The following is a 17,564-nucleotide window of genomic DNA, read 5'->3' as shown; positions in this document are numbered from 1 at the left end:
GTACTGCTGGAGGACGGTCGGAGGGCGGTCAGCTCTGCTGACCGTCCTCCAGCGCCGCGACCGCCTCCTTGGCGGCCTTGATGGCGGCCTTGTTGATCTCGTCCGTGCTGGGAGCCTTCTTCGTCTCGAAGTCGCTGCCGTTGTACGTGACGGTCACCAACGCGTTGGACGCGCGTACCATCACCACGCCCTCGCGGGTCTGCTGCTTGTCCTCGGTGGTCAGGTTCACGACGGAGTACGCCGAGTCGCCGACCCCCGGGACGTCCCCGCCGCCGCTCTTCTCCTCGACGTTCTCCTTGTACGACTTCTGTGCCGCCTCGTCGTTCTCCGTGATCTCGAAGGAGACGTCGAGCCAGCGGTAGTCGTACCCCTTGAGCGCGTTCCACGAGCAGGTGCGGCGCAGCTTCGAGTCCGTCGAGGGGATCTCCTTGCCGGCCGACTTGGCACCCGGCACCAGCGACGTGATCGTCTTCTTGGCGAGGCTGCCGCACGGGGAGGGCGCGGCGGCGTACGTCTTCGACGCGGCCGCCGTCGCCGGGGCGGACGCGGACGGCGTGCCGGTCTTCTCCCCCTCCTTGTGCTCGCCGGCCGACGTCGCGGCGAACGGACCGGACGTCAGCGCCCAGCCCGCCGCGGCGAGCACGACGACGGGCGACAGGCGTGCGGTGAGGGCGAGCGGCAAGGGAAGGGAGCTGGAACGCACGGCGCACTTTTCGTGGGGGATGGTGCGGAGGGAGTCCGCACTGCGGACGGGGCGCCAGTTTCACATGACTCCCTGTGGGACGGAAGTGCCAACTCGCTCCGTACCGGTGCCGTCACAGCGCCTCGCTGCCGATGCGCCCTGTGTCCCTTTATGTCCGGGCGATGCGGCGACTGAGCGCCGACTCGATGCGGTCCACGGCCGCGAACGCCCCGTAGGCGACGAGGTGCACCAGACAGTGGTCGGTGTGCTCCGGCCGCCGCCAGGCCGCCACGTCCTCGTCCGTGATGCGGTACGGCGCGAGGGCCGCCAGCAGCGCCAGACGCGCGCCGGGACGCTCCCGACGGTCCGGGAACCCGCCCAGGGCGAGCGGCGGATGCTCCCCGTCCCAGCCCCACAGGGTTTCCTGTACGAGGGCCTGGTCGTCGGCGTCGAGGAGGCCGGCGCCGGCCATGGCCGCCTTGAGCAGCGCCGCGTACGCGGGCCCGACGGCCGTGTCGCCCGCCCACGCCGGCGCCTCGCCGGGGTCGGGGTGGTCGAGCAGCACGAGGGCCTCGCCGGGCACCGCGGGGCGGCGTACGGTCCGGGCGAGCGTGCGGCCCGCGAGACTGCGGACCGCCCGGAACCGCTGGGCGTTGCCCGGCAGCAGCTGCTCGGTGAGCAGGGCCGACACGATCCGGTTGATGAAGTGGAAGGCGAGCACGGTGCCCACGTAGCCGGGCGTGTGCTCGCGCGGGAACGGATACGGCTCCAGCGAGGCGCCCGGCACGCGCGTGTGCCGGCCCCAGGCGACCACGCGCGCGTGCTCCTCGTCCTCGGGGACCCTTCCTCGGGCCAGGCGCTCGGCGAGCGCGTGGTCGCCGGTGGCGTGCAGCAGCACGGTGTGCGCGTCCACGCAGAACGGGCACTTGTTGGCCTGCGACACCCCGAGCGCCGCCAGCTCCTTGCCGGTTCGGCTGCCGGGGCCCGCGATCAGCGACTCGCGCATCAGCGCCCAGGTGGGCGCGAGGATCTCGGGTGCGGAGGACAGGACCACGAAGGTGACGGGCTCGTCGATGCCGAAGTCGCGGGAGAGCTGGGCGTAGACCTCGGCGACGCGGCCGGTGGCCGCCTTGGGCGGCAGGGGTTCGGTGTAGCGGAAAGGTGTGGGCATGGGCCAAAGCGTGCGCCGCGGGGCCGGGCGCGGTCGTCGTACGGCCGAAGACAGTAGGCGCTGCGCCGACGGGGCGGCGCGGGGCCGCTGTCTACTACGTCGGGAGTAGTCGCAGAGTTGTCCACAGGGGTGACGCCGGTGTCGGTGCCGACGGCTACTGTGCGTGCATGAGCGGGCACTTGGTCACACGCAGGAGTCTCGCCGACGCGGCCCTCGCGGTCGTCGTCGGCGCCCTCGTGGTGACCACGGCCGCGTTCGACGCGGACACCACGGCCGTCGACTACGCGCTGATCGTGCTGGGTTCTGCCGCCCTGGCGTGCTACCGGCCGGCCCCGCTGGCGGTCCTGGCCGCCGCCACGGCGACCGGCGCGGCGTACGTCCTGCACGCGCACCCCGGCCTGCTCGCCGCCCTCCCCGTCCTCGCCGCCGTGCACACCGCGGCCCGCGTGGGACACCGGGGCTGGGCCGCCGCCGCGAGCGGCGTGTACCTGGCGGCATACGTGGCGACGGGTCCGACGACGGGGGAGGTCGTGGAGAAGGCCGCGCTGCTCACGGGCTGGTTCCTGTGCGCGGTCGTCACGGGCCTCGCCGACCGCAACTGGCAGGCCTATTTGCGGCAGACCGAGCAGCGCGCCCTGGAGGCCGAACGCACCCGCGAGGAGGCGGCGCTGCGCCGAGCGGGCGAGGAACGCCTGCGCATAGCCCGGGAGTTGCACGACTCCCTCACCCATAGCATCTCCATCGTCAAGCTCCAGGCGGGCGTCGCGGTCCACCTCGCCCGCAAGCGAGGCGAGGAGGTGCCACCCGCCCTGCTCGCCATCCAGGAGGCGGGCGGCGAGGCGATGCGCGAACTCCGCGCGACCCTGGAGGTCCTGCGCACCGACGAACCGACCGGCACCCCCGCGGTACTCGTGGAACGCGCGCGGGCGGCGGGCCTCGCCGTCGAACTGACGGTGACCGGCGACGAAAGCCCCCTGCCGTCGACCGTCGACCGGGCGGTGTACCGCATCGTCCAGGAGGCGCTCACCAACGCGGCACGCCACGCGGGCCCGGCGAAGGTGCACGTCCGACTGGACTACGGCGAGGAGGCGTTGGCGATACAGGTGGACGACGACGGAACGGCCGACCCGAACCGCCCCTGCACCCCCGGCATCGGCCTCACCGGCATGCGCGAACGCGTCACGGCCCTCGGCGGCACACTGCACGCCGGCCCGCGCGCGGAGGGCGGCTTCTCGGTGCGCGCGGAGCTGCCCTCGGAGGCCACCGCATGATCAGGGTGGCACTCGTCGACGACCAGGCACTGATGCGCGCCGGCTTCCGCGCGCTGCTGGAGGCCGAGGACGGCATCGAGGTGGTGGGGGAGGCGGCGGACGGGAAGCAGGGCCTGGACCTGGTCCGCGCCGAGGTCCCCGACATCGCGCTGATCGACGTACAGATGCCGGTGATGACCGGCATCGAGGCAACCCGGCACATCGCCGCCGACCCGTCCCTCGCCGCCGTACGCGTCGTCATCCTCACCAACTACGGCTTCGACGAGTACGTCTTCGAGGCACTGCGGGCCGGGGCGAGCGGCTTCCTCCTGAAGGACACCGAACCCGCCGACCTCCTCCAGGCCATCAAGGTGGTGGTCCACGGCGAGGCCCTGCTCTCCCCGTCGGTCACCCGCACCCTCATCGGCGAGTTCGTCTCCCGCCCTCCCGACCGGTCCACGGCCCCCGGCCTGGAGTGCCTGACCCGCCGCGAACGCGAGGTCACCGCCCTCGCCGCCCGCGGCCTCACCAACGAGGAGATCGCGGCCCACATGGTCATCAGCCCGTTCACGGCGAAGACGCATGTCAGCCGGGCGATGACGAAGCTGGGGGCGCGGGACCGGGCGCAGCTGGTGGTGTTCGCGTACGAGTCGGGGCTGGTGACGGCACGCGGCAACTGACCCGCGCCACATATCCCGTTGCGCGCCGAGGGCGGCGATCAGCACCCTGAGGTGATGACCGAGACGACGCGCCACCAACAGCCCGCCGTACGCGAGGAGATCCTCGCCTACTACGCCCGGGGCAAGGAGGACGCCCGCCTCAGAGAGGGTGGTGCGCCCGCCGGGCGGCTGGAGTTCTGGCGGACCCAGGACGTGCTGCGGCGGCTGATGCCGGCGGCGCCCGCGCGGGTCCTCGACGTCGGCGGCGGCAGCGGGATCCACGCGGAATGGCTCGCACGGGACGGATACGAGGTCGACCTCCTCGACCCGGTGCCGCTCCACGTGGAACAGGCCGCACGGCTGCCCGGCGTCACCGCCCGCCCCGGAGACGCCCGCGCCCTGCCCGCCGACGACGCCTCGTACGACGTGGTGCTGCTCCTCGGACCGCTGTACCACCTGCCCGAACGCCCGGACCGGGTACGGGCGTTGGCCGAGGCGTACCGAGTGGTCCGGCCGGGCGGGCTGGTGGTCGCGGCCACCATCAACCGGTTCGCCGGACTGCACGACGTGCTGCGCGAGGAGCGCTACTTCACCCCCCTGCACCGCCGACGCACCGACGCGGTCACGGCGGACGGCCGACACCACCACCACGCCGAGGACGGCCTGTTCACCGTCGCCTACTTCGCCCGCCCCGAGGAGCCGCCGACCGAATTCACCGACGCGGGGCTCACCGTAGCGGGCCAGTACGGCATCGAGGGCGTCGCCTGGCTCATGGGCGGCATCGAAGACTGGCTGGACGAGCCGGAACGCCGCGCGGCCGTCCTGGCGGCGACCCGGCGCATCGAGTCCGAGCCGACGCTGCTCGGCGCCAGCGGGCATCTGCTCACGGCGGGGAGGCGGCCGAGTTAGCTCGTACGATCAGTCGACCGCCGCCGTCGAGTGAGGAGCTCACCGTGTTCACCACCCGCCCCACCCTCCAGGGCACCTTCGGCATGGTGTCCTCCACCCACTGGCTGGCCTCGCAGTCGGCGATGGCGGTGTTGGAGGACGGGGGGAACGCGTATGACGCCGCGGTGGCAGGGGCGTTCGTGCTGCATGTCGTCGAGCCGCATCTGAACGGGCCCGCCGGTGAGGTGCCGATCCTGCTCGCTCCGGTGGGCGGCGAGGTGCGGGTGCTGTGCGGGCAGGGAGTCGCGCCGGGCGGGGCGACGGTCGCGCACTACCGGGGGCTCGGGCTGGAGCTGGTTCCGGGGACCGGGCCGCTCGCCGCCGCCGTCCCCGGTGCCTTCGACGCGTGGATGCTCCTGCTGCGGGACTACGGGACCAAGTCCCTCGCCGACGTGCTGAAGTACGCCATCGGATACGCCGAACACGGGCACGCGCCCGTGGAGAACGTCGGGGCGACCGTCGAGAGCGTGCGGGAGTTGTTCGAGACGGAGTGGACGTCCTCGGCGGAGGTGTATCTGGCGGGCGGCAACGCACCCCGGCCGGGAGAGCTCTTCCGTAATCCCGCCCTCGCCGCCACCTGGAAGCGGCTCCTCGCGGAGATCACCGCAGCCGGGGACCGGAAGGCGCAGATCGAGGCAGCCCGCGAGGTGTGGCGCACCGGGTTCATCGGCGAGGCCCTCGTGCGGCAGGCCCAGCGGCCGACCATGGACACCAGCGGTGAGCGCCACGCAGGTACGCTCACGGCCGCCGATCTCGCCGGGTGGTCCGCGACGTACGAGGCGCCGGCGGCGTACGACTGGAACGGCTGGACCGTGTGCAAGGCCGGCCCCTGGAGCCAGGGCCCGGTGCTGCTTCAGCAGCTCGCGCTGCTGCCGCCCGAGCTGCCCCGGTACGGGTCCGCCGAGTACGTCCACCTGCTGATCGAGGGCTGCAAGCTCGCGATGGCCGACCGGGAGGCGTGGTACGGCGACGCGGCCGAGGTGCCGCTCGGCGCGCTGCTGTCGGACGCGTACAACGCGGGGCGGCGGGAGCTCGTCGGTGAGAAGGCGTCGTACGAGTTGCGGCCCGGCAGTCCCGGAGGCCGCACTCCTCGGATGAGCGCCCACGCGCGCGTGGTGCACGGCGACGAACCCGGCTTCGACGCCCTGGGCGCGGGGGAGCCCACCGTCGCCAAGCACCCCACCTCCCCGGTCCCCGGTGAGCCCGAGGTCGGCCCCGACGGGCTCACCCGCGGCGACACCTGTCATCTCGACGTCGTCGACCGGTGGGGCAACATGATCGCCGCCACGCCCAGCGGCGGCTGGCTGCAGTCCAACCCCGTCGTGCCCGAGCTGGGTTTCCCGCTCGGTACCCGCCTGCAGATGACCTGGCTGGAGGAGGGGCTGCCGAACTCACTCACCCCGGGCCGTCGCCCCCGCACCACCCTCACACCCTCGATCGCGCTGCGTGACGGCGTGCCGGTCATGGCGTTCGGGACGCCCGGCGGGGACCAGCAGGACCAGTGGCAGCTGCACTTCTTCCTCGCGGTCGCGCTGCGCGCCCAGGTCAGGGGCGGGCTCGACCTCCAAGGCGCGATCGACGCCCCGAACTGGCACAACGACAGCTTCCCCGGCTCCTTCTACCCGCGCGGCATGCGGCCGGGCAGCGTCACCGTCGAGGGACGGATGGCCGAGGACGTGGTGGCGGAGCTGCGGCGGCGCGGGCACGATGTGACCGTCGGTGATCCCTGGTCGGAGGGGCGGCTGTGCGCCGTCGCACGGGATCCGGAGACCGGGATCCTGTCGGCGGCGGCGAATCCGCGGGGGATGCAGGGGTACGCGACGGGCCGCTGATGCCGCCCGGCCTGAGGAACCCGCCCCGGACCTCGCATCCGGGCCCAGGCGGACCGGGCCCAGGCGGACCGGGCCCAGGCGGACCGGGCCCAGGCGGACCGGGCCCAGGCGGACCGGGCCCAGGCGGACCGGGCCCAGGTGAAATCGTGGTCTTCACGCCGATTCCACCAGTGATACACCGGCCGGGTGGGGATTGTCAGTGGCGCGTGCTCTCATGGAGTCATGATCGAAGACACGGAAACCATCGACGAGTTTCTCACCCGGCACGCGGGCGACGTGGAGGAAGCGGTGCGCAAGGCGGCCTCGGCCGAGATCATGCCGCGCTTCCGCCGGCTCGCCGCGCACGAGGTCGACCAGAAGGCCGGCCCGCATGATCTCGTGACGGACGCGGACCGCAAGGCGGAGCTGTACCTCACCGAGGAACTCGGTGCCCTGCTGCCCGGCTCGGCCGTGGTCGGCGAGGAGGCGGTGCACGCCAACCCGGCGTCCTACGAGGCGATCCAGGGCGACGCCCCGGTCTGGATCATCGACCCGGTCGACGGGACACGGCAGTTCGTGCACGGCGACCCCGGCTTCTGCACACTGGTCGCGCTCGCCCAGGGCGGAGTCGTGCTCGCCTCGTGGACGTACGCACCGGCCCGCGACCAGCTGGCCACGGCCGTGCGCGGCCGGGGCGCGTTCCTCGACGGCGAGCGGCTGCACGCCGGTGCTCCGGAAGCGGACCGTGACCTGCGCATAGCCACCTCCCACCCGGACTACACGACCGAGGAGCAGAAGCGTGCCCTGCTCGGGCTGTGGACCGAGGGCATGGCACCGCGCGCGTGCGGCTCGGCCGGCCTGGAGTATCTCGCCATCGCCCGCGGCGAGTCGGACGCCACGGCCTTCTCGTGGGAGGCGGCCTGGGACCACGCCGCAGGCCTGCTCCTGGTCGAGGAGGCGGGCGGCGCGCACCTGACCCTCACCGGCGAGCCGTTCCGTATCACGGGCCACAACACGCTCCCGTTCACCGCGGCCCGGGACGCGGCCACGGCACGCCGGGTGGTGGGCCTGCTGAGGGCGCAGTAGCTCGCGGAGGGCGCCCCGCGGCCCAGGGCTGTCAGCCCTCCGGCATATCCTGAAGCTCACAGGCCACCGGCTGACGAAGGGGTCCGAAGGTGTCGTCGATGCTCGATGCGGTGGTGGTGGGTGCGGGGCCGAACGGACTGACCGCCGCCGTGGAGTTGGCCCGCCGCGGCTTCTCCGTGGCCCTCTTCGAGGCCCGCGACACCGTCGGCGGCGGAGTCCGCACCGAGGAGCTCACCCTCCCCGGCTTCCGGCACGACCCGTGCTCCGCGGCCCACCCCCTCGGCATCAACTCACCCGCGTTCCGCGCCATGCCCCTGGAGCGCTACGGCCTGGAGTGGCTGCACGCCGACCTGCCCATGGCGCACCCCTTCACCGACGGCACCGCGGCCGTACTGGCGCGGTCGGTCGGGGAGACGGCCGCCTCGTTCGGGCCGCGTGACGCGGGGACGTACCGCAGGCTGGTCGAGCCCTTCCTGCCCAAGTGGGACACCCTGGCCCGCGACTTCATGTCGCTGCCGCTCACCGCGCTGCCCCGGGACCCCGTCACCCTCGCCCGCTTCGGCCTGGTCGGCCTGCCGCCGTCGACCTGGCTGATGCGCCGCTTCCGCGACGAACGGGCGAAAACCCTCTTCTCCGGTCTCGTCGCGCACGTGATGGCCCCGCTCGGCGGCTTCGCCACCGGCGCCATCGGCCTGGTCTTCGCCCTCGCCGCCCACGCCCGCGGCTGGCCCGTGGCCCGTGGCGGCTCCCAGTCCATCTCCGACGCCCTGGCCGCGTACCTCAAGGACCTCGGCGGCACCATCCACACGGACTTCGAGGTCAAGCGCCTCGACGACCTGCCGCCCGCGCGCGCGTACGTCTTCGACACCTCACCCACCGCCCTGGCCCGCATCGCCGGCCTCGGCCGCTACTACGAGAGCTATCGGTACGGCCCCGGAGTCTTCAAGATCGACTATGCCCTGGACGGCCCCGTGCCGTGGACCGCACTGGAGGCCCGCAGGGCCACCACCGTGCAGATCGGCGCGGACAGCGCGGAGATCGGCGCCGCCCTGCGCGCCGCGTCCAGAGAGGGCCGCGCACCCGAGCGACCCTTCATGATCACCGTGCAGCCCAGCCTCGTCGACCCCACCCGGGCCCCGGCCGGCAAACACGTCTTCTGGGCGTACGGCCACGTCCCCAGCGGCTGGACAGGCGACCTCACCGACGCCATGGAACGCCAACTGGAGCGCTTCGCCCCGGGATTCCGTGACCGCGTCCTGGCCCGCGCGACCGCCGGACCGGCCGAACTCGCCGCCCGCAACGCCAACTACATCGGCGGCGACATCGCCTCCGGAGCGGTCACCGGACTCCAGATCCTGCTACGCCCCAAGCTGTCCCTGTTCCCGTACGGCACCCCGCACCCGGCCGTCTTCATCTGCTCCTCGGCCACCCCGCCGGGACCGGGCGTGCACGGCATGTCGGGACACAACGCGGCGAAGGCCGTGTGGCGGAGGCTGCGGCAGACATGATCACGACCATTGCGTGGCGGATACTGCGGCAGACATGATCACCACCATCGCGTGAAGGAGGCCGTCCCGGACATGACCACGATCACCCTCGTCCAGGGCGACATCACCCGGCAGAGCGCCGACGCGATCGTCAACGCGGCGAACTCCTCCCTGCTGGGCGGCGGAGGCGTCGACGGTGCCATTCACCGCCGCGGCGGCCCGTCGATCCTCGCGGACTGCCGCAAGCTGCGCGCCTCGCTCCCCCACTCTCGGCTTCGCTCGAGCGGGGGGACCCCCATCGGCAAAGGGCTCGCCACCGGCCAGGCGGTGGCCACGACGGCCGGCGAGCTGGACGCGCGGTGGGTGATCCACACCGTGGGGCCCGTCTTCAGCAGCAGCGAGGACCGCTCCGAGCTGCTCGCCTCCTGCTACCGGGAATCGCTCCGGGTCGCCGACGAACTCGGCGCCCGCACGGTGGCGTTCCCGGCCGTCTCCGCGGGCATCTACGGCTGGCCGATGGACGACGCGGCCCGTATCGCGGTGGAGACGGTACGGGCGACGGACACGGCGGTCGAGGAGATCAGGTTCGTCCTCTTCGACGGGCGGGCGTACGAGGCGTTCGCCACGCAGACCCGGTGACGAAGCCGGCGTGGCTCAACAGGACCGCACAAAGTCCGACAGGAACATTGCTTCGATTGTGTGCGAGTCCTAGGGTTCCCCTGGCTCAGTAGTTGCCTTTGTCGCCAGTAGTCACGTTCTGAACCCCTGACCCTCCTGACGCACCCTCAGTTCGCGCACCCCCACAGTCGCACCGAGGAAGGCCACGGTCATGCCGCACCCGCACCCGCAGCCGCACCCGCATCCACACGTGTTCAGCCGCCGCCGTCTGCTGGAGGGCGGAGCCGCCGTACTCGGCGCGCTCGCCCTGTCCGCCTCGCCCGCCCCCGCCTCGGCCGCCGGCCGGCGCACGGCGGCCGCGGACGCCTTACCGGAGTGGAACGGCAACATCGCCGTCTTCCGCCTGGGCGCCGAGCCCCCGCACACCACCCTCATGCCGTACCAGGACGTCAGACAGGCCCTGGCCGCCGACCGCGCCCGCTCGCCGTACCGGCTGGGCCTGGACGGCAAGTGGAAGTTCGCCTACGCCGACCGCCCCGACGACCGGGACGCCGACTTCCACCGCACCGACCTCGACGACAGCGACTGGGACACGATCCCCGTCCCCTCGGCCTGGCAGCAGCACGGCTACGACTTCCCGATCTACGTCAACATCACCTACCCCTGGTGGGGCCCCAACGGCCTGGGCGAGGAGCCGCAGCCCCCGGCCGCGCCGACCCGCTACAACCCGGTCGGCCAGTACCGCCGCACCTTCACCGTCCCCCGCGACTGGTCGGGACGGCGGACGTTCCTGCACTTCGAGGGCGTCAAGTCGGCCCACTACGTGTGGATCAACGGGGAGTTGGTGGGCTACCACGAGGACTCGTTCAGCCCCGCCGAGTACGACATCACCGAGCATCTCAGGCCCGGCACCAACCAGATCGCGGTGGAGGTGTACCGCTACTCCGACGGCGACTGGCTGGAGGACCAGGACATGATCCGGCTGAGCGGCATCTTCCGCTCGGTGTACCTGTACTCCACGCCGACCGTCCACCTGCGCGACTTCAAGCTGGACACCCCGCTGAGCGACGACTACACGGCCGCCGAGCTGGCGGTCACCGCGAGCGTGCGGGACTACGGGAGCGGGTCGGCGTCGGGGGCGGGGTCAGGGTCGAGGTCCGGTAGACGGTATACAGTCGACACGATGCTGTATGACGCCGACGGGCACCCTGTCTGGTCCCGTCCGCTGCAGCAGACCGTCGATCTCGGCTCCGGTGCCGAGACGACCGTACAAGCGGCGAAGGCCGTACCCGAGCCGAAGCTGTGGTCGGCCGAACACCCGAACCTCTACACCGCCGTGCTGCGGCTGCGCGACCCCGCGGGCAAGGTGATCGAGACGCTCTCGCACCGGGTCGGCCTGCGGGAGTTCGCGCTCAAGGACGGGCTGATGCGGATCAACGGCCGGCCCGTCTCCTTCCGGGGCACCAACCGGCACGAGATGCATCCGGACCGCGGCACGGCGCTGACCCGCGCGGACATGGTCGAGGACATCGGGATCGTCAAGCGGCTGAACATGAACACGGTCCGCACCTCGCACTACCCGAACAACCCGCTGTGGTACGAACTCGCCGACGAGTACGGCCTCTACCTCGTCGACGAGACGAACCTCGAGACGCACGGCATCCGCGACGAATACCCGGGCAACCACGCCGACTGGACCGAGGCGTGCGTGGCCCGTGCGCAGAACATGGTCCACCGCGACAAGAACCACGCCTCGGTGGTGATCTGGTCCCTCGGCAACGAGGCGGGCGGCGGCAGCACCTTCGTCGCCATGCACGACTGGATCCGCTCCTACGACCCGACGCGCGTCATCCAGTACGAGGGGGACGACCGCCCCACGGTCAGCGACATCCGCTCCGAGATGTACGAGAGCCCCGCGCGCGTCGAACAGCGGGCGAAGGACACCACCGACACCCGGCCGTACGTCATGATCGAGTACTCCCATGCGATGGGGAACTCCAATGGCAACTTCAAGAAGTACTGGGACGTCATCCGGCGCCACGACGTCCTCCAGGGCGGCTGGATCTGGGACTTCGTCGACCAGGCCCTGAGCTGGCCCACCCCGGCGCGCACACTGCTGACCGAGACCGGACCCGGCAGGCTGCGCGGCGAACTCATCGCACCCAGCGGCACGTTCGACCGTGCCAAGGGAGTCTCCGGCGGCACCGTCTTCGCCCGCGACCCCAGCCTCGACCTCACCGGTTCCCTGACCCTGGAGGCTTGGGTCACCCCCCAGGTGACGGGCTACCACCAGCCGATCATCGCCAAGGGCGACACGCAGTACGCCCTCAAACAGTCGGGCCGGAACCTGGAGTTCTTCATCTACGGCGGCGGCCAGTGGATCACCGCCACCTGGGCGCTGCCGGACGGCTGGACGGGCACCGAGCACCACATCGCCGGCGTCTGCGACGTGGCCGCGGGCACGCTCACTCTGTACGTCGACGGAGAGGCGAAGGCCACCCGGACCACCACCCGGCCCCCCAGCAACAACACCGCGCCCCTCGCGCTCGCCACCGACGTCGACAACATCACCCGGGAGTTCAGCGGCACCATTCGCCGGGCGCGCGTGTACGCCCGTGCGCTGAGCGCAGCCGAACTCGCCTCCGACAGCCGCGGTCCCGGCGACGAGGGCGTGCGGTTCTGGTTCGACGCGGCCACTGTCGGAGTCACCGAGAAGCGGCCGAGGGACAAGACCTTCTTCGCGTACGGCGGCGACTGGGGCGACAACCCCAACGACGGGAACTTCGTCGCGGACGGCATCGTCACCGCCGGCCGGGGGCACACCGGCAAGGCGGCCGAGATCAAGCGGGTCTACCAGGCCGTCAACGCGGCACCGGTCGCGGGCGGAGGGGCCGGAGCGGCCGGAGCGGTGACTCTCACCAACGAGTACGTGTTCACCAACCTCCGTGAGTTCGAGGGGAGTTGGTCACTCGTCGCGGACGGAAAGGTCGTGCAGCGAGGGAAACTGACGCGCAGTCAGCTCGATGTGCCACCGCTGTCGAGCAAGGACATCACGGTGCCCGTGAGGCTGCCGGCCCGACCGTCACCCGGAGCCGAGTACTTCCTCGAACTGTCCTTCACCACCAAGGAATCCACGAAGTGGGCGAAGGCCGGCTTCGAGGTGGCGCGGCAGCAACTCGCCCTCGACGCGGGAAGCCCGGCGGTGACGACTGTCCCACTGGCGAGCGTGACCGCCCTCAGCCACCTCGACGGAGGCGACCGAGTGACCGTCACCGGCGAGGACTTCACGGTCGTCGTCGACAAGAGCAGCGGGACCATCACCTCGTACGAGGTCCGTGGCACCCGGCTCATCACCTCCGGCCCCGCACCCAACTTCTGGCGGGCGCCCACCGACAACGACCACGGCAACGGCCAGCACACCCGCAACCAGACCTGGCGCGACGCCGGGGCGAACCGCAAGGTGACGGATGTGACCGTGCGTGCCCTGCGCGACAGGGCGGTCGAGATCAAGGTCGCCGGCACGCTGCCGACGACCGTCGAGTCGACGTACACCACCACCTACACGGTCTTCGGGAACAGTGAGATCAAGGTCGACCACACCCTGCACCCGGGCGCGTCGAGCCTGCCGTACATCCCCGAGGTGGGCAGCCTGCTGTTCCTGCCCGCGCGTCTGGAGCAGCTGCGTTACTACGGCCGCGGCCCCGAGGAGAACCACTGGGACCGCAACTACGGTACGGACGTGGGCATTTACTCCGGGACCGTCTCCGGGCAGTGGACCTCCTACATCCGCCCGCAGGAGAACGGCAACAAGACCGACGTGCGATGGGCCGCCCTGACCGACCGACGCGGCGTGGGCCTGCTGGTCTCCGGCGAGCCCCTCCTCGAGGTCAGTGCCTCGCACTTCACGCCGGAGGACCTGTCGGTCGGAGCACGCCACGACTACCAGCTCACGCCGCGCGAGGCGGTCGTACTCCGGGTGAACCACCGGCAGATGGGCGTGGGCGGTGACAACAGCTGGGGTGCGCACACCCACGACGAGTTCAAGCTCTTCGCCAACCGCGACTACGCGTACAGCTACCGGCTGCGTCCGCTGACGGACGTCGACGAGGCGATGGCGGCCTCGCGGCGGCCGACGGCGACGGAATAGTGCCGGGCGGGTGGGGTCTCCACGGGTCTCCACAGGTCTCCACGGATCTGCGCGGGCCTGCCAAGGTCAAAGGCCCAAGGCGTCCCGGGCCTCCCACGGGCGGAGCCCCACCCGCACCTCAGTCCCGGCCGCACCCCTCCGCCGTACACCCGCAACTACGGCAACCAGTCTGCCCAAGCCGATCCCGCGGAGGGGCACACGCCAGCGCCGGGAAGCCCAGCGGAATGATCAGTCCCGTACCGTGATCCGCCCCGCGTCCCACGCCGTCCGGCACGCGGCTGGACGACCACCGCGCACGCGATCCGGCCCGGTGCAGGACAGCTGAGGTCGATGTCGGATTCTCGCCAGCCATGGTCCCGCTCGTGGACGATGCTGGATCCATGCAGATGGGGATGCACACCGACACCGAGCGCTGCGTACGCGCCGTCCAGTCCAAGGACGCCCGCTTCGACGGCTGGTTCTTCACGGCTGTCCTGACGACCCGGATCTACTGCCGGCCCAGCTGCCCGGTGGTGCCGCCCAAGCCCGAGAACATGACCTTCTACCCGAGCGCGGCGGCCTGCCAGCTGGCGGGATTCCGGGCCTGCAAGCGCTGCCGCCCCGACACCAGCCCCGGCTCCCCGGAGTGGAACCAGCGCGCCGACCTCGTGGCGCGCGCCATGCGCCTGGTCGCCGACGGCGTCGTGGACCGCGAGGGCGTGCCCGGGCTCGCCGCCCGGCTCGGCTACAGCACCCGGCAGGTCGAACGCCAGCTGCTCGCCGAACTGGGCGCGGGCCCGCTCGCCCTCGCCCGCGCCCAGCGCGCCCAGACGGCGAGGATCCTCATCGAGACGACCCCTCTTCCGATGGCGGAGATCGCCTTCGCGGCCGGCTTCGCCTCGATCCGCACCTTCAACGACACCGTGCGCGAGGTCTTCGCCCTGTCGCCCAGCGAACTGCGCGCCCGCCTGCCGAAGAAGAGGACGTCCGCGAGCACCACCACCACCTCCACCACCAGCTCCACCGCCACCTCCACCAGCGCCCCGGGCGCCCTCACCCTCCGCCTCCCGTTCCGCACCCCCCTCAACCCGGACAACCTCTTCGGCCACCTCGCCGCGACCGCCGTCCCGGGCGTCGAGGAGTGGCGGGACGGCGCCTACCGGCGCACGCTGCGGCTGCCGTACGGCCACGGCATCGTGGCCCTCAGCCCGCAACCGGACCACATCGCCTGCCGCCTCGCCCTCAGCGACCTGCGTGATCTGACCGTCGCCATCAGCCGCTGCCGCCGCCTGCTCGACCTGGACGCCGACCCGGTCGCCGTCGACGACCAGCTGCGCACGGATCCGCTGCTCGCCCCACTGGTCGACAAGGCGCCCGGCCGGCGCGTCCCCCGCACGGTCGACGAGGCGGAGTTCGCCGTACGGGCGGTGCTGGGCCAGCAGGTCTCCACGGCGGCGGCCCGTACGCACGCGGCCCGTCTGGTGATCGCGCACGGCGATCCGGTCGACGACCCCGAGGGCGGCCTCACCCATCTCTTCCCGGCCCCCGAGGCACTCGCCGCGGTGGACCCCGAGGCGCTGGCGATGCCCCGGACGCGCCGGACCACGTTCACCACGCTGGTGGACCAACTCGCCGACGGTTCCCTGAACTTGGGCGTGGAGAGCGACTGGACCCAGACCCGCGCCCAACTCCTCGCGCTCCCCGGCTTCGGCCCCTGGACGGTCGACGTCATCGCCATGCGCGCCCTCGGCGACCCGGACGCCTTCCTCCCCACCGACCTCGGAATCCGGCGCGCCGCCCAGGAGTTGGGCCTGCCCTCGACCCCGGCGGCGCTCACGGCCCGGGCGGCGGCCTGGCGGCCCTGGCGGGCGTACGCCGTCCAGTACCTGTGGGCGACCGACAGCCACCCGATCAACTTCCTGCCCGTATGAGGGCTTTCCAGCACGCGAAAGGACGCAGGACGACTCCATGAAGCAGCACACCGTGATCGACAGTCCGTACGGCCCCCTCACCCTGGTCGCCGACGAGGGCGCACTCTGCGGTCTCTACATGACCGGCCAACGCCACCGCCCACCGGACGAGAGCTTCGGCCCCCGCGACGACCTACCGGCCTTCGGCGCGGCCACCGACCAGCTCAAGGCCTATTTCGCAGGCGAGTTGAAGGAGTTCACCCTCGAACTCAGTCTGCACGGAACCCCTTTCCAGCGCAGCGTCTGGGAACAGCTTCGGAAGATCCCGTACGGCGAGACCCGCTCCTACGGCGACCTGGCCGACGCCCTCGGCAACCCCACCGCCTCCCGCGCGGTCGGCCTCGCCAACGGCAGGAACCCGGTCGGCATCATCGTGCCGTGCCACCGCGTCGTCGGCGCCAACGGCAGCCTCACCGGTTACGGCGGCGGTTTGGACCGCAAACAGCGGCTGCTGGAGTTCGAGAGCGGGCCGGCGTTGTTCTAGGGCCCGCTCCTATGGCAGCGGATGCCCGGAGAACTTCAGGTGGGTGAACACCATGTCCTGCTCCTGGCCGGGAGTCAGCGACTCCAGCGAGATCATTCCCCCGGACTCGCCCACGGTGTCGGCCTCTTGGTGAGCGAAGATGAACAGCAAGCGGGGAAAGTCGACGAGGAGCCGACTCGTCAGTGCGGCGTCCGGCAACAGGTGGAGCACGATCGTCACCGGCCCGAACTCCTCCTCGTGCCGCACCAGCAACTGCCGAAGCTTGTCGTCGTCGCAGGGGAGACCGAAGGCGAGCTCGGCGATCAGCAACGCCCTGATCTCCTCGACGACGCCCTCGATGAAGTCGGCCCCGTCCTGCCGGGGCACAGCCTTGCACAGCGTCCACGGCTCCGGAGCCTCGCTTGCCTTGCGGACGTACAGGCCCGGGGTCTCCGCCAGCTCCGACCGCAGCAGGGCCATACGGCCGCTCGACGCCTGCCCGACCCCGCGCAACTGCTCGGCAGCCTTCTTGGGCACGCGTGCGAACGGCACGGCGACGTCCACGATCTCCCGGCGATGCTCGGGCAGGCGCACCTGGGGCAGGATGAGTTTCAGCGCGCTGCGCAGATCGCAGCGGTCCCCGACGTCTCGCACGGGGCGCTCACGCAGGAGTCCCTGGGCGACGTAGTACCGCGAGGTGTCGCGCGCGTACGCGAGAAGAGTGACCCCGAGGATCCTCGCGCTGTCCTCCAACACGCTCTCGTCGAGGTCCGCGATCCGCCCGGCGATGAACTTCGTCAGTTGCGGATGGGGCAGTTCGCCCCACCTGGCCAGCACCGCACGAAAGCTGTCTCCGATCTTGGCGGGCGGGTTCGCGATTGCCGCGTTCCCCTTCCAGTTCGCCATGTCGTACTCGTCGAGTTTCAGCTGGGAGAGCGGGCTGCCGCGGAGCCGGTCCAGGTCGACGCCGGGCAGCATCAGGGGAAGGATGAGGAAACCGTCCTTGTCTCCCGCCTGCTGGGTGAGAGCCGCCGTCGCCTCCATGTGCACGTAGTACGAGTTCAGCGCGTGCGGAGACAGTAGGATGATCATGCCCTGGCAGCGCTTGATCTCCAGCAGCAGCTTCTCGCGCCAGTTGTCCCCTCCGGTCAGGACGCCCTTGTCGATGACGGGTTCGCACCCGAGGCCCACGAGATGCTCTTCCAGGGCGCACAGGTAGGCGAGGCACTCGCAGCCGGTTTCCGCCGTGCACTGCGAACTGTGGCTGAGGAAGACCCGCGGGCGTGCCATGTC

13 protein-coding genes are annotated in these 17,564 nt (G+C 71.6%); 10 read left to right on the top strand and 3 right to left on the bottom strand.

The genetic code is table 11. From position 1 onward, the window contains the following. Positions 1-28 precede the first annotated feature (28 nt). Complete coding sequence (locus tag OG252_RS11710; RefSeq protein ID WP_329335753.1) at positions 29-703, bottom strand: hypothetical protein; 675 nt, start codon at positions 701-703, stop codon at positions 29-31. Between the two features lie 148 nt (positions 704-851). Continuing rightward, positions 852-1,853 carry a carboxymuconolactone decarboxylase family protein gene (locus OG252_RS11705; protein ID WP_266449909.1) on the bottom strand — a complete coding sequence of 334 codons (1,002 nt, stop codon included), beginning with the start codon at positions 1,851-1,853 and terminating at the stop codon, positions 852-854. Positions 1,854-2,020: 167 nt separating this feature from the next. Between OG252_RS11705 and OG252_RS11700 the strand changes: the two genes are divergently transcribed. From OG252_RS11700 to OG252_RS11655, 10 genes are all read left to right on the top strand, one after another. Further along, a complete protein-coding gene (locus tag OG252_RS11700; protein ID WP_329335749.1) occupies positions 2,021-3,124 on the top strand; it encodes a sensor histidine kinase in 1,104 nt (367 codons plus the stop codon). After that, positions 3,121-3,783, top strand: coding sequence for a response regulator (locus tag OG252_RS11695; RefSeq protein WP_266449911.1), 663 nt, complete (start codon positions 3,121-3,123; stop codon positions 3,781-3,783). The genes OG252_RS11700 and OG252_RS11695 overlap by 4 nt, the downstream gene beginning before the upstream one ends. A gap of 54 nt (positions 3,784-3,837) precedes the next feature. Next, positions 3,838-4,671: a class I SAM-dependent methyltransferase gene (locus tag OG252_RS11690; protein ID WP_329335747.1), complete on the top strand. Its 834-nt coding sequence runs from the start codon at positions 3,838-3,840 to the stop codon at positions 4,669-4,671. Positions 4,672-4,715: 44 nt separating this feature from the next. Then, positions 4,716-6,542, top strand: a complete 1,827-nt coding sequence (locus OG252_RS11685; RefSeq protein WP_329335745.1) for a gamma-glutamyltransferase family protein — start codon at positions 4,716-4,718, stop codon at positions 6,540-6,542. Between the two features lie 222 nt (positions 6,543-6,764). Next, positions 6,765-7,607, top strand: a complete 843-nt coding sequence (locus OG252_RS11680; protein ID WP_266449946.1) for an inositol monophosphatase family protein — start codon at positions 6,765-6,767, stop codon at positions 7,605-7,607. 98 nt (positions 7,608-7,705) lie between these two features. Further along, complete coding sequence (locus tag OG252_RS11675; RefSeq protein ID WP_329335742.1) at positions 7,706-9,115, top strand: phytoene desaturase family protein; 1,410 nt, start codon at positions 7,706-7,708, stop codon at positions 9,113-9,115. Between the two features lie 72 nt (positions 9,116-9,187). Next, positions 9,188-9,733, top strand: a complete 546-nt coding sequence (locus tag OG252_RS11670) for an O-acetyl-ADP-ribose deacetylase (RefSeq protein ID WP_329335740.1) — start codon at positions 9,188-9,190, stop codon at positions 9,731-9,733. 190 nt (positions 9,734-9,923) lie between these two features. Continuing rightward, the gene (locus OG252_RS11665; RefSeq protein WP_329335738.1) at positions 9,924-13,859 is read left to right on the top strand and encodes a glycoside hydrolase family 2 TIM barrel-domain containing protein; all 3,936 of its coding nucleotides are present in this window, start codon (positions 9,924-9,926) and stop codon (positions 13,857-13,859) included. A gap of 392 nt (positions 13,860-14,251) precedes the next feature. Continuing rightward, positions 14,252-15,769, top strand: a complete 1,518-nt coding sequence (locus tag OG252_RS11660) for an AlkA N-terminal domain-containing protein (RefSeq protein WP_329345123.1) — start codon at positions 14,252-14,254, stop codon at positions 15,767-15,769. A gap of 37 nt (positions 15,770-15,806) precedes the next feature. Then, positions 15,807-16,292: a methylated-DNA--[protein]-cysteine S-methyltransferase gene (locus OG252_RS11655; RefSeq protein ID WP_329335735.1), complete on the top strand. Its 486-nt coding sequence runs from the start codon at positions 15,807-15,809 to the stop codon at positions 16,290-16,292. Between the two features lie 9 nt (positions 16,293-16,301). Here the strand turns inward: OG252_RS11655 and OG252_RS11650 are convergent, their stop codons facing one another. Beyond that, positions 16,302-17,561, bottom strand: coding sequence for a toll/interleukin-1 receptor domain-containing protein (locus tag OG252_RS11650; RefSeq protein ID WP_329335733.1), 1,260 nt, complete (start codon positions 17,559-17,561; stop codon positions 16,302-16,304). Positions 17,562-17,564 lie beyond the last annotated feature (3 nt).

The organism is Streptomyces sp. NBC_01352 (assembly GCF_036237295.1).
Classification (GTDB): domain Bacteria; phylum Actinomycetota; class Actinomycetes; order Streptomycetales; family Streptomycetaceae; genus Streptomyces; species Streptomyces plumbiresistens.
The sequence above is the reverse complement of the archived record's forward strand: the minus strand, read 5'-3'. Positions and strand labels throughout refer to the sequence as shown.

What these genes read in the sequence shown, in the direction of transcription:
- OG252_RS11705 (WP_266449909.1), bottom strand. Translation starts at nt 1,853, where the DNA reads ATGCCCACACCTTTCCGCTACACCGAACCCCTGCCGCCCAAGGCGGCC.
- OG252_RS11700 (WP_329335749.1), top strand. Translation starts at nt 2,021, where the DNA reads ATGAGCGGGCACTTGGTCACACGCAGGAGTCTCGCCGACGCGGCCCTC.
- OG252_RS11695 (WP_266449911.1), top strand. Translation starts at nt 3,121, where the DNA reads ATGATCAGGGTGGCACTCGTCGACGACCAGGCACTGATGCGCGCCGGC.
- OG252_RS11690 (WP_329335747.1), top strand. Translation starts at nt 3,838, where the DNA reads ATGACCGAGACGACGCGCCACCAACAGCCCGCCGTACGCGAGGAGATC.
- OG252_RS11680 (WP_266449946.1), top strand. Translation starts at nt 6,765, where the DNA reads ATGATCGAAGACACGGAAACCATCGACGAGTTTCTCACCCGGCACGCG.
- OG252_RS11675 (WP_329335742.1), top strand. Translation starts at nt 7,706, where the DNA reads ATGCTCGATGCGGTGGTGGTGGGTGCGGGGCCGAACGGACTGACCGCC.
- OG252_RS11670 (WP_329335740.1), top strand. Translation starts at nt 9,188, where the DNA reads ATGACCACGATCACCCTCGTCCAGGGCGACATCACCCGGCAGAGCGCC.
- OG252_RS11665 (WP_329335738.1), top strand. Translation starts at nt 9,924, where the DNA reads ATGCCGCACCCGCACCCGCAGCCGCACCCGCATCCACACGTGTTCAGC.
- OG252_RS11660 (WP_329345123.1), top strand. Translation starts at nt 14,252, where the DNA reads ATGCACACCGACACCGAGCGCTGCGTACGCGCCGTCCAGTCCAAGGAC.
- OG252_RS11655 (WP_329335735.1), top strand. Translation starts at nt 15,807, where the DNA reads ATGAAGCAGCACACCGTGATCGACAGTCCGTACGGCCCCCTCACCCTG.
- OG252_RS11650 (WP_329335733.1), bottom strand. Translation starts at nt 17,561, where the DNA reads ATGGCACGCCCGCGGGTCTTCCTCAGCCACAGTTCGCAGTGCACGGCG.